Below are 13,763 nucleotides of genomic sequence, written 5' to 3' on the forward strand. Positions count from 1 at the left end.
CGCTGTTTTTTGGGTGTTGGGGTGGTTGGCGTGGGTGGGGGTGTTTCCTCTCCCCCCCCCCCCCCCCCCCCCCCCCCCCACCACTCGTCCGTTTCATCCGTATCACCGGCGCTCACCGGTCCGGCATCGCCCCGGGACTGCGGGAGAGCAGGCTGTGCAGGCAGGCCACCAGGCTGCGGGCCTGGACGTTGAGGTAGTGGCTGTGCCGCAGGAGGGTGCCGAGCTGGTGCAGCGTCAGCCAGCGGTGGTCCCCGTCCTCCAGGACGCCGGCCCGGTCACCGGCCTCGACGACGAGGTAGCGGTTCAGGGCGTGGTGGAACCGGCCGCCCTCTTCGGAGAGCAGACAGGCGAACCTGATCCGCTCCGGCGGGGCCGACAGCACGTCGTCCAGGAAGCGCGGCCGGGCCGCGCCGGGCAGCACCTCATAGCTCTCGGGGACGCACTGGACGGTGGGGGAGAGCTCGACCCCGTCCACATAGCCGGGCTCCGTACCGGCCCGCATCAGGACGTGGAGCACACCGTCGATCTCCTTCACCAGTACGGCGATCACGCCGGTCCCGTGCGGCTCGACCATGGGCTGGGACCATCCGCCGACCTCACGACTGCCGGCCGAGACGTCCACACCGATCACGGAGAAGAAGCGGCCGCTGGCGTGGGAGATCCGCTCCGGGGAGCTGTGCCAGTCACGCAGTTCGCCCAGCGGCACCCGGCGGGTGGTGAGCTCCTGCCGGGCACGGTGCTCGGTGATCCAGCTCAGCACCTCGCCCATGGTGTGCACACCCGCCGGCTCCCCGGCGCACGAGCGGACCAGGGCCTCCCGGAAGGCGTCGCCGGTGTCCGGCAGACCGTCGAGACCGCCGCCGGTCAGCGGCAGGCAGGACAGTGCCGTCCGCGTGTCCATGTTGACGATGTCCTCGACCGCCAGCAGCCGGTATATCTCGCCGAGCGTCATCCAGCGGAAGTCGTCCTCGACGACGACGTCCTCGGTGACCTCGACGACGATGTTCCGGTTCCGCTTGCGGAAGAACCAGGCGCCCTGTTCCGACTGGAGGACATCGGCGATCAGGTGGTGCGGGTCCCTCTCCTGGAAATACCGCAGATAGGGCACCGCGCGCCCTTTGTGGAGCCGCTGGTAATTGCTGCGGGTGGCCTGCACGGTGGGGGACAGCTGCAGGTGGTTCCTGTTTCCCGGCTCGGCCTTGGCCTGCATGAGGAAATGCAGCACTCCGTCGAACTCCTTCGCCAGCAGGCCGAGAACGCCGACCTCCGGCTGATGGATGATCGGCTGCTGCCAGTGCGGCACCGGACCGGAGGGAAGACGGACGTCCAGACCGCCGATCGCGAAGAAACCACCGCTGCGGTGCCGCAGCGCGCCCGTGCCGGGTTCCCTCTCCCAGTCCCGGAGGCCGTCGAGTCCGACCCGGCGGACACGGAGAGCGGAACGTTCGCGCGCGGCGGCGAACCACGAGGCGAACGAAGACGGCTGACGGACCCTGCTCTCCTCGGCGAGGGCCGAGCCCGCGAGCCGCTCCTGGAGCGTCCGCAGCGCGGGCGGTGACGGGGGCGGCGGGACGACTCGGTTCACCAGAGGGTTCCTTTGCGCCGGAGGACAGGACCGTGCCGGGTGCCCGGCGGTCTTCCGCGTCGCCGCGTCGGGAGGACGGCCGTCACCGGTGTCCTCGTACGCCGGTCGCCGCCCACCGCGCTCCGGTGGAGGCCGGGCCGTCGACGGCGCGCACGGCCCAGTACAGCGCGGGCCGCCCGCAAAGGACTCGAATCCCTCTGGACGTAGGCAGGCCGCGGCGTGCGTCACCGGTCCGCACCGCGCGGTGCCCCGGCTGCGCGGCGCACGGACGACTCGGGCCGCTCTGGGGCCCGAACGGGGGCGGGCACGCATCCGGTTGGAGTCCGGAACCGGGCTCAACCGTTCCTCGAGGACGAGCTGCGAGGGTTACGAACACGATGGTGTCCCAACGGGGCGCAGTCGTCGTCGCACGGCAGCGGAGCGGGAGACGACGGGACTGCACGGCGGGCCCCTGGACGGGGGACCGCTCGGAGAGACTCCTCCCGGACTCGAGCCAGGATCGTGGCGAGTCCGAGCGGGAGCGGAAGTGAGGCGCCACCCGTCACCGCCGGCGCTCCGTCCCGGCCGTGATCCAGTCACCGCTTTTCACGCTCCGCTGACCTTACCGAACGCAAACCGGCCAATTTCCGTGAGGGGTTGGCGTGAATTCGAAGTGGAAATCCGGACGGTCGCGCACGGCCCCGGGCGGCTGCCCGTGGGTGCATTCCAGTCATGGCCCGCGGCTCCCTCGCATGTGACCCCGTGCGTGCGGGCCGGGTGCATCACCGGCGCCGGAGTGGTGATCGAGGCGGGCGGGTGTTCCGGCCGCGTGGGCGGTGGCCGTGCGCTGCGGCGTGAAGTGTGCGCCGGGCCGGGGTAAATGACCTTGCCCTGTGGTATTGACAGGATGAATCCTGTACAAAGAGATGGGTAACTCGAGCAAAGCCAGCGTTACTGAACGGGGGATGTGGGATGGACTTCCGGGTGCTTGGCCCGCTGGAAATTCTCGATGGTATACGCAATGTAGTTCCCACCGCGCCCAAGCCACGCCAGGTGATCGCCCTCCTGGTAATGCGGAGAAACACCCTCGTACAGACCTCGGAGCTCATCGACGAACTATGGGAGAACGATCCTCCCGCAAGTGCGATGACCACGCTTCAGACATACATTTACAAGCTCAGAAAGGTCCTTGCGGAACGTCATTCGGAGGAAATTCTTTTCACCAGGCCGGGGGGATACACCTTGGTCATACCCGACGCCTGCACCGACCTCCACCGATTCGAAGTGGAGGCCGGCGAGGGAAAGTCGCTCCTGAAGAAGGGGGACCCGGCGGGAGCGGCCGAGGTGCTGCAGCGGGCCCTGGCGCTCTGGCGGGGATCCGCTCTGGTCGACGTCGTGCCGGGCAGCCTGCTGTCCTCCTACGTGACACGGCTGGAGGAGTTCCGGGAGCGCACCCTCGACCTGCGGATCGAGGCGGACCTCCGGCTGGGACGCCATCAGGAACTGATCAGCGAACTGAAATCGCTCGTTTTCAGCCGCCCGCTGCACGAGAACGTGCACGCCTCGCTGATGATCGCGCTCCACCGGTCCGGACGCCGCCACGAGGCGCTGGAGGTCTATCAGGTGCTGCGCCGCAGCATGATCGACAACCTCGGCCTCGAACCCGGCCAGGAACTCCGCGAACTCCACCAGGCGTTATTGTCCGAGGCCCCGGTGGGGGCGGCGCACGAGCAGCGCCGACAGCCCGTCCTGATCGAGCACCACCAGACCGCCGCCGCCGCACGCCCCGAGACCGAGGCACGTCCCGTCGCCCCGAGCGTCCCCATCCCGGCGCAACTTCCGCCGGACCTCGGCGACTTCACGGGACGCGACTCCGTCGTCCGCCAGGCACGCGCCGTCCTGGCCGGGAACGAGGAACACACCCGTCCCCGCACGGCCACCCCGGTCGCGGTCATCAGCGGCATGCCGGGAGTGGGCAAGACCGCGCTCGCCGTACACATGTCCCACACCGTCCGGTCGTTCTTCGAGGACGGACAGCTCTACGCGGATCTGCACGGCTCCGGCGGCACGGGCCCGGGCCCCGCCGAAGTGCTCCATGGATTCCTGCGCGCCCTGGGGGTCGCGGAATCCGAGATCCCCGCCGACCTCGAGGAACGGTCCAAGCTGTTCCGGTCCACCACGGTCGGCCGGCGGCTGCTGATCCTGCTGGACGACGTGTCGCTGCTGTCCGACGTGGGCCTGCTGCTCCCCGGCGATCCGCAGTGCGGCGTCGTCATCACCAGCCGCAGGCGCCTGCACGGCCTGGGCGGAGCCTGGAACATCGACCTGGACGCCATGGACACCGCGGAGGGCACCGAGCTGCTCTCCCGGATCGCCGGGTCCGCCCGGGTCCAGCGGGAGAGGCGCGCCGCCGGCCGGCTGGTGGAGACCGTCGGCGGTCTTCCCCTGGCGGTGCGGTGCATCGGGGGCCGCCTCTGCGGCAGCCCGGGGCTTCCCCTGTCCACCCTGGCCCTGCAGCTGTCCTGTTCCGAGAAGCTGCTGGACGAGCTCCGTCTCGGTGAACTCGACGTACGGTCCCGCTACGACGCCACCTACGAAGGGCTCGGCCGTGTGGAGCGGAGCGTCTTCCGGCTGCTGAGCATCCTCCCGCCCGGCGAGTTCACCGCCGAGGCCGTCGTCGAACTCCTCGGCAGCGACAACCGCACGGTGGAGCGCCTGCTCCAGCGCTTCGTCGACAGCCATCTGATCACCATCGTCCGGTGGGAGAACGACGCGATCCACTACGCATTCCCCGAACTGACCCGCGTGTACGCGCGCGAGCGGCTGGCCGACACGCTGTCCTGCGACGGGCGCGGGCACGAGGAGAGGCCGACGCTGGTGCAGGAATGCGTGAGCGCCGGCGAGGAGGCAGCGGCCGACGACCGGGCCTGGGCGCGCGCCTGCGGCTGAGCCCGCGACGACCGGTGCCCATGGGGCCGCCGCAGCCGTTGAAGGCGGCGAAGTGCTCGCGCCCGGTGGCCAGGTGCTCTCGCCGCCTCTGCCCGCGAACTGGCCGAAGCCGCGCTGACCATGTCGCCGCTGGAGTGGCGGCAGACCTTCCTCGGCTGAACCCGGAAGCGACGAGGCCCCCCGTTGGCCGGCTCGGTGCCGGGGCGGGGGCTCCGGGTGGTCCAGTGCCCCGTCGGCCGGAGCCGACGCGGGACACGGCCCACGTACAGCTCGGCGCGCTGTCTGCCCATACCGACCTCGGAGGCCCGGCGGTCTTCCTGGGCACGGTGACCGCAGCGTCGCCGGCTGTCCGGCTGCGGCCACGACCGCTCGACAGCCTGAAGCTACTGGCCGGCGCGGCGGTGGAGCCGCGCGCAGTACCAGGGGCGAAGCGCTTGACCCTCACGTGGCGTCATGCCGCATCGTCGGTGGCGTGGAGGAACACCTGACCGTGGGACGCGTGGCCGCGCTGGCCTGCGTGAGCGTCCGCACGCTGCATCACTACGACGAGATCGGCCTCGTGCAGCCGTCCGCGCGGACCGCGGCCGGATACCGGGCCTACTCGGCGGGCGACGTGGAGCGACTCCGGGAGGTGCTCGCCTACCGGCGACTGGGCTTCGGATTGCGCGAAATCGCGGATCTGGTCGACGACCCGGACACCGACGCGGTCGCGCACCTGCACCGGCTGCGCGGCCTGCTGCTGGAACAGCGCGACCGCGCTGCTGCCATGGTGACGGCCATAGACAGGGAACTGGAGGCACGGGCAATGGGGATCAGGACAACCTCAGAGGAACAACTGAAGGTATTCGGCGCGCAGTTGTACGACGTGATCGGGTCCGCTTACCCAGCGACGCGACGCACCGAGCCGCGGATCGCCGCGAGGATCTGGGATGCGCTCGGGGACGCACGGACGGTACTGAACGTGGGCGCCGGCACCGGCTCCTACGAACCCCCGGACCGTGACGTGACCGCGGTGGAACCGTCGGCGGTCATGCGGGCGCAGCGTCCCGCGAGCGCGGCGCCATGCGTGGCCGCCGCCGCGGAGAGCCTCCCGTTCGAAGACCAGTCCTTCGACGCGGCGATGGCCTTCAGCACCGTTCATCACTGGCAGGACCCGGTCGCCGGGCTGCGCGAGATGCGGCGAGTGGCCCGGCGCGTGGTGGTGTTCACGCACGACGCCGGTGACGCCGGATGGCGTCACCGGTTCTGGCTCACCCGCGACTACCTGCCCGAGGTCGCCGGCCTCGTCGCCGGCCGGCCCCCGGTGGACCGGCTGGCCCGCGCGATCGGGGCTCGCATCGAGCCGGTGCTCATTCCGTGGGACTGCGCCGACGGCTTCTTCGAGGCCTACTGGCGCCGGCCCGAGGCGTACCTGGAGGAACATGTGCGCCGCGCGGTATCGGTATGGACCAGAGTCGGGCCGGAGGCCGAGCAGCGGGCGGTGAACAGGCTCCGCGACGACCTTTCCTCAGGCCGGTGGGCCGAGCGCAACCGCGACCTCGCCGATCTCGACGCGGCAGAGCTCGGCCTCCGCCTGCTCGTAGCCTGAACCATCGTGCGCGAGAACGCCGCAAGTGGGCGGACCCGCCGGAATCAGCAGACGTTCGTCGGGACGCCTGGCCTCAAAGGCGCCCCGACGTGGAGGTCCTCGCCCTACAGGTCGAGCACGGACCGGTGGGTCCGTCCCGACAGCCGTATCAGGGCGCCCTCGGAGCGCGTCACGTCCACCCCGGTACGGCCACCGCTGCCGCGCCGGCCATCGGGCACCGCGCATGGCACCACCAGCTAGATGTCCCGGAAAAGACCCGACAGGCACGTGACCTGCGGCAATGGGCGGACGCGGGTCGCTGACTTGCAGGAATCGCCTTTGGGTTGTTTCACGCTCTTGCCCGTTGATGTAGCCGGAAGTCCCAGAAAAGTCCCAGGGAACGCCGCCCGCAGCCACTATCTCGGCCCTGTGCAAGGAGTACGGACGCGGTGTGCGCTGATGTTCGTGACCTCGCCGCCTGCTGCGCCGAACCGCGCACGGTGCTCTTCCTCCACGACGCGGGTCTGATCGCCCGGTACTGGGGGCGAGGGCGGTGTACGTTCCTGGTCACCCTCCAGGCAGCCGCTCGCCGACCGGCGGAGGGACCGCACGGCCTGTGGCTCCTGTGCCCGAAGGAGTCCCGCACCCAGGACCCGCACCTGGACGGGCAGACGGTCGAGGCACTGTGCAACGACGGGAAGGTGGCCTACCTGGCCGGAGGGTTCCACAAACAGCCCGCGTTGATGGCAAGAAGAGGCCCGTCTGTCAGAGGGGCCAGTAAGAATACGGCCATGGTGGCGATCATCAAGTGCCGTGACAACGAGGACGAGTATCTGGAGTTTCTTGAGGACTTGCATCAATCCCGGCGGTACGAGTGGCAGTGGTCGTTCACGCGCCGGCGTGACCTGTGGTCCAAGGGCCGTCACTTGCTCCTGATCGCCTCCATGGACGCCAACGGGCGTTTCAAGGTCACCCGCGTGGGGAAGTCGGTCCGCCAACGCGGAGGCAGAGACCAGGATCAGCAACTGCGCGTCACTCATGTGCGCCGCCTGCGCAGGCCCCTTCCACTGGCCGAGCTGCTCGACGGACTGACTGCGGCTCAGCGGCGCCATCTGGTCGAGGAGGGTCAGCAGAGCAAGGGGACGGGCGAGGCGATACGCGCCCTGCTCCTGCGGCTCCGGCCGGAGCTGACCGAAGCGGTCCAGCTGATCGAGGGGGCCATCGAGTCCTGGGACTTCGGCGACTCGCGGGCGGCACAGGAAGTGGCTCTGCAGCGCGACGCGACCCTGGCCGTCGCACGCATGGCCGGGATGCAGGCTTCCCAGCTGGCGGAGTGGGACCCGCCTGCGGAGGAACTGTACGACGACACGGTGCCCCCGCTGTTCCTCGACATGGTGGGCGCAGCCCGCCACCCAGACGAGTTGCTTGACCCACCGGGGCCGCGTCCGCGGGACCCTTCCGCCCGTTCCGGCAGGATGAGTGATCAGCCGGCACTCGAGGACCATCTCGTCATCCACGACACCCGTGCGATGCACGGATGGCTCAGCGATGAGACCAACCATGTGGCCTGGCGCAGGTTCCAGGACACGACCGTACGCTGTTGGTTGCGAACGCCAACCGCACCCCGGCGGAGCAGGCGCTCGGCTGCGACATCATCTTCTACAACGTCACGCGCCACAGCCTCGTCCTCGTGCAGTACAAGAAGCTCGACGCCGAGCGAGGCGGCTTCTACTACCCGAACAGCGACCGGAACCTCGCCAAGGAACTGAAACGGATGAGGAGCCTGGACCGGTACGCGGAGATGCAGGCCGGTCCCGCCGACGAACAGCGGTTGGACCCGAGTCCGAGCTGGATCAAGCTCTGTCATCCGCGTTCCGTGCTGCCGCACACGACGGAGATGATCCACGGGATGTACTTCTCCCGTCGGCAGTTCGAATCGCTTTGCGACGACGGCCGATTGAAGGACGGACGGCACGGTGCCCTCCGGTTCGGCTACAAGAACGTCCCGGCCTACCTGGACAACACGCTGTTCTCACGTCTGGTGGAGACGGGCCAGATTGGCACCACCGGAACCAGTACTGACCTCGTCCGCCAGCAGGTCATCCGCAGCTTCCGAGGACAGCGCAGCCTCGTGCTCGCCACGCTGAGCGGGGAGGAGCTGCCGCAGTCGGCGCGGAACGCTCAGCGTCGACATGCACGCTGAGCGAAGGCGCTCCCCCCGGAAGCGGTTGCAGCTCCGCACAGGCAGGCCCCCGCCCCTCAGTGACCAGCACGTATGGCCTTCGGCTGCCCTGACGGTTGGCGTCGAAGCCCCCGCGCAGGGAATTACCGACTTCGGCGTGGCGGCATTACGGTGTTTCTCCGAGTGGAGCCCTGACCGCGTTCGGGAGCAACCGGTCCAATGCGCAGGGCATCTGGGCTGAGGGGAGCCGCCATGCAGGCGCTGTATGCCGTCAGTTTTGACATCCAGTCTGCCCAGGAGCATCCGGGCCACGTCTATGAGCGTCTACGTGACCATCTTGCAGACTGGCTCAGCCACGGCGGACGGATACCGGCACCGTCGGTGACCGAATTCGACCAAGACGGCCGGGCGGTGCTCGCCGGAAAGAGTCCCGGCCACGGCGATCGCACAGTGAGCTGGACGGTGGCGGGCGACGACCTCACCCGTGCCCTGCGCCTGACCATCCACCAGCCGTTGTCCGCAGGTCCGGCCCAGTTCGTCACCCGGGTCACCGTTTCCCAGTTGGAAGAAGGCGGTGGCGGGCTCAGAATTGTCATGGGCCGGGAGATCCCCGACGGGTGGATCGCGCCGGTGCAGGACCCTCCGCTCAAGCGCCCCAACCTGCTGCGGGCGGTGCTCGGCGACCGGGAACTTGAAGTGCGGGTGCTGAGCCAGCTCGCCACGGGCCGCTACGAGAGGATCCGCGAGGAGAGCCACACGACCGTACTTCTCGACTCCCTGGCGCTGCGCACACGCCTCCCCATTGTCCTGGTGCACCCCAGGGACCAGGCGGGGTGGAGCGCGGCGGCCGATGCCTCGGGCCAACTCGCCGGGCTGGCTCAGGTGGTGACTTTGAACTATGTGACCGCACAGGCCGTCCGCCGGGCTCACGAACAGATGGCCGTACCCAGCGGGGGCGCCCGACTGGTCTGGCCCGACCTCGGCCTGGAGCATCCCGCCTACTCGCGTGAGGAGGTGTCCGAGCCGTTCTTCGTGGAACGCCGGCTGATGCCGTCACTCGCCCACCTCTCGGTCATTGCTCGCGGCAGTGACACGGCGTGGGAGCGGGCGCGGCAGGCATCGTACCGCGCGGGCGCGCGCAGGGCGGCCGAGTATCTGTCGCGTGCCCAGGCCGCCGGCGACACCACCGCCGAACTCGAAGCTCTGCAAAAGCGCGTGCGACAGCTCGAAGAGGACGCCAGGTCGTGGAAGGACATGGCACAAAGCTGCGTGGAGGAACGCGACAAGGCGCGAGACGACGCCGCTTCCGCCGAGGCGCTGCGCCAGGACCGGGATTACTGGAAGAAGCAGTACTTCGACCTGTCGAAGAGCGGGAGCGGACAGGCAGCCGTACTCGACGCCTGGAGTGAGGTCCCAGCCCTGGGAACGGACGCCGTACCCACTTTCAAGGCTCTCACCAAGGCGTCGGAGGAGCACATCGTGTTCACGGCGAGAGCGGGGCGCGCTTGGAAGGACTCGCGCTATCCGTACCCCCAGGAGATGACCGACCAGCTGATCGCTCTTGCGCAGGCCGCGATGGACCTGTACGCCAACCCTGGCAATATGCCTAGGCTGACTCAGTGGTTCTACGACAACCACGGACTGAAGTACGCGCCCAGCGACGAGAAGCTGAGCAAGGACAAGGACAAGCGCTACTTCATGTTTGACGGGAAGCGCTGCGACGGACTGCCGCACATCAAGGTCCGGGACGCGGTGTCACCCAACGAGGTCGGACGGATCTACTTCGCCCTCGACTCCGATGGGAAGCGTTTCATCGTGAACCACGTCGGACTTCACCTGTAGTCGGCTGCTTGGGCCACCCGCCTGCGGGCCGTATGCCCGGGCAGAGGCTGAGACGTGCCGCCCTCAGCCTCTGCCGCGCCCACCCTGATGTCCTGGGTCTAGGCATTGCTCCGGCCGTTCGGCCCCATACGACCTCCGGCTGATCTCCCCAGGGTCTGCCCGGCGTGCTTGGTGTGGGACAAGCCCGTAATCTACTGCTGTCCCACCCACTCACTTCGTTTCTTGCTCTGATCGACGGCAGATGCAGTCTCATCCGGATGTGATCAGTCGATGTCCGGATCATCGGCCTCTTCGAGGAGACGGGCCGCGAGGTCGTCGGCCCACTCCACGGCCCAAGAGCGGAGAGCGGTGATGGTGGCGTCATCGAGCCCATAGGCGGCGAAGGCTTCGTCGTCGGTCCACTCGGCGCCCGTGAGGTTCGATTGCAGATCCTCGCGCTCGAAGCGGCCGCGGGCGTGGCGGCGGCCGAACTCCTCGAGCTCGGCATTGGTCCAGCGGCGGGAGGCTGCGAACACGTCGATCAGGTCGCGGGGCGCTCCGCGGTCGGCGAGGGCGCGGACCTTGGTCCCGATCACGTCCTCCTCCGCGAGGACGGGCCCGTACGGGCTCTGGGTGACCGGCCGCCAGAAGATCTCCTTGAGGATGTCGACCTCGCACTCCTGCCCGGTGGCCGGGTCGGACACGGTGAAGCGGGCGGACAGCGGGGCAGTCTCCAGCGCGTGCACCTTCCAGCCGCGGGCTTCCAGGCCAGCGCGGAGCGTGGCGGCGATGTCGGCCATGGGCGCCGGGTTCTCGGTGGCGACGTCGAGGTCCTGGCTGGGGCGATTCACGAGGCGGTGTGCCCGCACGGCGTATCCACCGGTGAGAACCAGTGGATACGGGGAACCGAGCGCGATCACATCCGCCAGGAGCCGCGTGTGCAGCTCCGGCATGTCCGTCACGCGGCTGCCCGGGTCCGGGAGGCGAGCTCGGGGAAGGCATCTTCCCATACGGCGCGCACGCTGCGGCCGACGAGGGTGCGCAGCACCGGCCACAGCTGGAGGAGCAGGTCCTGGTTGAGGTAGCGGGGCAGGTCGTCGTGCAGGCCCTCGTGCAGGACGGTGCGGTACAGGCCCATGCGCTGGCGCGGCTTGCCCAGGTCGTATGAGGTCATCCCGGACCAGGCCATGTGCAGCGGCAGATCCACGACCCCCTGGGTCGGGCCGTGCAACTCGTCCAGCGACTCCGGAAGACGGCACCGGAACTTCTCCCGATACAGCGCGAGGTCCTTGGCGTCCGCGTCCGAGACGTCCCTCGGGGTGGGCGCGGGGTGCTGTGAGCTGGAGGGCATGAGTCCATTATGGCGGCCGGAGATGGTGCGAGGGTCATGATGTGCGAGCTGCGTCCGGAGCGAGCGGGGGCGGATCCCCGGGTGAGCTGGTTGCCGCAGTCTGCTCAGCCCTGAGCAGGACGGACTCTGCGATCCTTTCAGGCCGACTCCGATGATGGATCACGTGATGTGCCCTGTCACTCAGAGCCTCCGCGCCCGGCCAGAAGTCCCAGGAAAGTCCCAGAGGTGCCTACGATCCCCCTCCTGCCGCCTATTTCTGCAGGTCAGGAGGGGTTTCACGATGCTTTCTCTTAGAACCTTCAGATGTCCCGGAAGATCTCGATCTGCGCACCCACCGAGTTGAGTCGCTCCGCGAGCTCCTCGTAGCCGCGATTGATGACGTACACGTTGCGCAGGACCGACGTTCCCTCCGCGGCCATCATCGCCAGGAGGACGACGACGGCGGGGCGCAGGGCCGGAGGGCACATCATCTCGGCGGCGCGCCAGCGGGTGGGACCCTCGACCAGGACGCGGTGCGGGTCGAGGAGCTGGAGGCGGCCGCCGAGGCGGTTGAGGTCCGTGAGGTAGATCGCGCGGTTGTCGTAGACCCAGTCGTGGATCAGGGTCTTGCCCTGGGCGACGGCCGCGATGGCCGCGAAGAAGGGCACGTTGTCGATGTTGAGGCCGGGGAACGGCATGGGGTGGATCTTGTCGATCGGCGCCTCCAGTTTGGAGGGCCGGACGGTGAGGTCCACCAGCCGGGTGCGGCCGTTGTCGGCGGTGTACTCGGGGGAGCGGTCGTGGTCGAGGCCCATCTCCTCCAGCACCGCGAGCTCGATCTCCATGAACTCGATCGGCACCCGGCGGATGGTCAGCTCCGACTCGGTCACCACGGCCGCGGCGAGCAGGCTCATCGCCTCGACCGGGTCCTCGGAGGGGGAGTAGTCGACGTCCACGTCGATGTTCGGCACACCGTGCACGGTGAGCGTGGTGGTGCCGATGCCGTCGACGCGTACGCCGAGGGCCTCCAGGAAGAAGCACAGGTCCTGGACCATGTAGTTGGAGGAGGCGTTGCGGATGACGGTGACGCCGTCGTGCCGGGCGGCCGCCAGCAGGGCGTTCTCGGTCACGGTGTCGCCGCGCTCGGTGAGCACGATGGGCCGCTCGGGGGCGACGCTGCGGTCGACCTCCGCGTGGTACAGCCCCTCGGTGGCGGTGATGTCGAGACCGAACCGGCGCAGGGCGATCATGTGCGGCTCGATGGTCCGGGTGCCGAGGTCGCAGCCACCCGCGTAGGGCAGCCGGAAGCGGTCGAGCCGGTGCAGCAGCGGGCCGAGGAACATGATGATGCTGCGGGTCCGGCGCGCGGCTCCCGCGTCGATCGAGTCGAGGTCCAGCTCGGCGGGCGGCACGATCTCCAGATCGCGGCCCTCGTTGATCCACCGGGTGCGGACACCGATGGAGTGCAGGACCTCCAGCAGCCGGTAGACCTCCTCGATACGGGCCACTCGTCGCAGCACCGTGCGGCCCTTGTTCAGCAGGGAGCCGCAGAGCAGGGCCACGCACGCGTTCTTGCTCGTCTTGACGTCGATGGCGCCGGAGAGCCGGCGCCTGCCGACCACGCGGAGATGCATGGGTCCCGCATACCCCAGGGACACGATTTCACTGTCCAGGGCCTCACCGATGCGGGCGATCATCTCAAGGCTGATGTTCTGGTTCCCGCGCTCGATGCGGTTCACCGCGCTCTGGCTGGTGCCGAGCGCGTCTGCCAGTTGTGCCTGAGTCCAGCCGCGGTGCTGTCGTGCGTCACGGATGAGCTTGCCGATGCGTACGAGGTAGTCGTCGGTCATGGCGGCAGGCTATCTCAGATATGAGATACCTCCTGGGGCGGGTGTGGCATTCGGGTGACGCGGAGGCAGATTGCGCAGGTCACCGGTCTGGTGAGGTGGTGTCAGGTGGATGTGCGGCCTTTACTCATGATTAGGCCATTTATTGGTGCATGCCGAATAACCCGGCTGAATGGGTGAATTATCGGTCTTGCCTCGCGAAGGGGGCGCGGAAGGGGGTGCGTGAGGTCGCTCACTTTGCAGGGGCGGCCCGGTGTGCCCGGGTGCGGATTCGGCGGATCCGGTCCAGTGTGCCCGGAGTGGCGGCCGCCTCGTCGAACGCCGTTCCGGATGCTCCGGGGACATGCCTCGGTGCATGGTGGATTGATGTACTAGAGTTATCTCGACATCGAGATATCTGTCGGAAGGCGCACCGCAGCCGCCCACCGGGGTAAGGGTGACCTAACTAAGCCTTACCTTAGCGGATCGGCGACACGTCCTGGCGGCAGGATGCTGAGAGAACG

General features: G+C 68.6%; 9 protein-coding genes and 1 pseudogene. 6 read left to right on the forward strand and 4 right to left on the reverse strand.

Annotation, left to right across the window (positions count from 1 at the left end; translation table 11 throughout):
- Positions 1–112: 112 nt before the first annotated feature.
- A complete protein-coding gene (locus ACZ4Z5_RS10340; protein WP_468259466.1) occupies positions 113–1,585 on the reverse strand; it encodes an NDP-hexose 2,3-dehydratase family protein in 1,473 nt (490 codons plus the stop codon).
- 951 nt (positions 1,586–2,536) lie between these two features.
- Here ACZ4Z5_RS10340 and ACZ4Z5_RS10345 point away from each other — a divergent pair.
- The 6 genes and pseudogenes from ACZ4Z5_RS10345 to ACZ4Z5_RS10370 all read left to right on the forward strand — a co-directional run.
- A pseudogene (locus ACZ4Z5_RS10345) lies at positions 2,537–2,797 on the forward strand (AfsR/SARP family transcriptional regulator); the annotation flags it as partial.
- A 9-nt stretch (positions 2,798–2,806) separates the two neighbouring features.
- Positions 2,807–4,513 (forward strand): BTAD domain-containing putative transcriptional regulator, encoded by a 1,707-nt coding sequence (locus ACZ4Z5_RS10350; RefSeq protein ID WP_468259630.1) that lies wholly within the window; start codon positions 2,807–2,809, stop codon positions 4,511–4,513.
- Positions 4,514–5,012: 499 nt separating this feature from the next.
- The gene (locus ACZ4Z5_RS10355; protein WP_468259632.1) at positions 5,013–6,101 is read left to right on the forward strand and encodes a MerR family transcriptional regulator; all 1,089 of its coding nucleotides are present in this window, start codon (positions 5,013–5,015) and stop codon (positions 6,099–6,101) included.
- A gap of 770 nt (positions 6,102–6,871) precedes the next feature.
- Positions 6,872–7,849: a hypothetical protein gene (locus tag ACZ4Z5_RS10360; protein WP_468259468.1), complete on the forward strand. Its 978-nt coding sequence runs from the start codon at positions 6,872–6,874 to the stop codon at positions 7,847–7,849.
- The gene (locus tag ACZ4Z5_RS10365) at positions 7,771–8,283 is read left to right on the forward strand and encodes a hypothetical protein (protein ID WP_468259471.1); all 513 of its coding nucleotides are present in this window, start codon (positions 7,771–7,773) and stop codon (positions 8,281–8,283) included. The genes ACZ4Z5_RS10360 and ACZ4Z5_RS10365 overlap by 79 nt, the downstream gene beginning before the upstream one ends.
- 231 nt (positions 8,284–8,514) lie before the next feature.
- Positions 8,515–10,104, forward strand: a complete 1,590-nt coding sequence (locus ACZ4Z5_RS10370; protein WP_468259473.1) for a tropomyosin — start codon at positions 8,515–8,517, stop codon at positions 10,102–10,104.
- 263 nt (positions 10,105–10,367) lie between these two features.
- Here the strand turns inward: ACZ4Z5_RS10370 and ACZ4Z5_RS10375 are convergent, their stop codons facing one another.
- The 3 genes from ACZ4Z5_RS10375 to ACZ4Z5_RS10385 all read right to left on the reverse strand — a co-directional run bounded on the left by ACZ4Z5_RS10375 (position 10,368) and on the right by ACZ4Z5_RS10385 (position 13,263).
- Complete coding sequence (locus ACZ4Z5_RS10375) at positions 10,368–11,036, reverse strand: nucleotidyl transferase AbiEii/AbiGii toxin family protein (protein ID WP_219671137.1); 669 nt, start codon at positions 11,034–11,036, stop codon at positions 10,368–10,370.
- 5 nt (positions 11,037–11,041) lie between these two features.
- The gene (locus tag ACZ4Z5_RS10380) at positions 11,042–11,434 is read right to left on the reverse strand and encodes a hypothetical protein (RefSeq protein WP_468259476.1); all 393 of its coding nucleotides are present in this window, start codon (positions 11,432–11,434) and stop codon (positions 11,042–11,044) included.
- 299 nt (positions 11,435–11,733) lie between these two features.
- Complete coding sequence (locus ACZ4Z5_RS10385) at positions 11,734–13,263, reverse strand: helix-turn-helix domain-containing protein (RefSeq protein WP_468259479.1); 1,530 nt, start codon at positions 13,261–13,263, stop codon at positions 11,734–11,736.
- Between the last annotated feature and the right edge of the window lie 500 nt (positions 13,264–13,763).

The sequence above is a fragment of the Streptomyces sp. NPDC030222 genome (genome assembly GCF_055573115.1).

Excerpts from the sequence above, each read along its gene's own strand:
- ACZ4Z5_RS10360 (WP_468259468.1), top strand. The coding sequence starts at position 6,872 with ATGGTGGCGATCATCAAGTGCCGTGACAACGAGGACGAGTATCTGGAG.
- ACZ4Z5_RS10370 (WP_468259473.1), top strand. The coding sequence starts at position 8,515 with ATGCAGGCGCTGTATGCCGTCAGTTTTGACATCCAGTCTGCCCAGGAG.
- ACZ4Z5_RS10375 (WP_219671137.1), bottom strand. The coding sequence starts at position 11,036 with ATGCCGGAGCTGCACACGCGGCTCCTGGCGGATGTGATCGCGCTCGGT.
- ACZ4Z5_RS10380 (WP_468259476.1), bottom strand. The coding sequence starts at position 11,434 with ATGCCCTCCAGCTCACAGCACCCCGCGCCCACCCCGAGGGACGTCTCG.
- ACZ4Z5_RS10385 (WP_468259479.1), bottom strand. The coding sequence starts at position 13,263 with ATGACCGACGACTACCTCGTACGCATCGGCAAGCTCATCCGTGACGCA.